At 45.1% G+C, this 915-nt stretch carries 2 pseudogenes; both read left to right on the top strand.

Annotation, left to right across the window (positions count from 1 at the left end):
• Nucleotides 1-183 (top strand): annotated as a pseudogene (locus CIK04_RS30360) (low molecular weight phosphotyrosine protein phosphatase); the annotation flags it as partial.
• Between the two features lie 162 nt (nucleotides 184-345).
• A pseudogene (locus tag CIK04_RS30355) lies at nucleotides 346-915 on the top strand (Wzz/FepE/Etk N-terminal domain-containing protein); the annotation flags it as partial.

The raw sequence follows: 915 nt of genomic DNA, 5'->3' as shown, positions 1-915 counted from the left end.
AAAAAGGCCATATGGAAGCGCTAACACAAATTGACCCCTGAAGCGCGTGGAAAACCATGCTCTTCGGCCAATCGGATAGGGCAAAAAGACATCCCCGATCCGTATCGCCAAAGCAAAGAAGCCTTTGTGCATGCTTATCAGTTAATTGATGAAGCCGCACAAGCCTGGGCAAAAAAATTGTAGTARAAGAGAAAAACTGACCTAGGCGCTTGTATTCCTTTGCAATGTTTTAGCCTAGACCACAGGACCACAGGACCACAGGACCACAGGACCACAGGACCACAGGACCACAGGACCACAGGACCGTTTTTCCAACAAACAAATCATAAATCCACCAACCCGGAAATGAACGAGACAATGACAACACCACAAAACCGATCTTCCGTTGATAACTCGTCTGACGAAATCGATTTAGGCAAGCTGCTTGGCATTCTTTTGGATGCAAAATGGATCACTCTAGATAACTCACCTTTTCTTTGCGGTTGGTGGAGTCGCGGTTGCGCTACTTTCAACGCCTATCTATAAAGCGGATGCTTTATTGCAAATCGAAGAAAAAAGCAAAGGTGGAATAGGCTCTTTAGTTGGTGGGGATATGGGGGAGTTATTTTCTCAAGAATCTTCTGCCACAACAGAAATTGAAATCATCAAGTCACGAATGATTTTGGGTGATACGGTGGATAAGTTCAATTTGACCACAGTAGCAGAGCCTAAATACTTACCTATCATTGGTAAGGGACTGGCTCGCATCGCTGGAAAGGTGAACCAAATCGAAGTTAGCCGCTATGTAGTGCCAGAATACGTTCAAGAGATGAAGCATACCTTGGTTGTGCTGGATGAAGAGAAGAAAACGTATCAWTGGTACGTGGTGATGAGCAAGTAGTGCTGCAAGGTGTCGCGGGAGAGCATAGCAAAAAA

It is taken from the genome of Vibrio sp. 03_296 (assembly GCF_002265885.1).
Note: the sequence above shows the minus strand (reverse complement) of the source record. Positions and strands in the feature narration are given on the sequence as shown.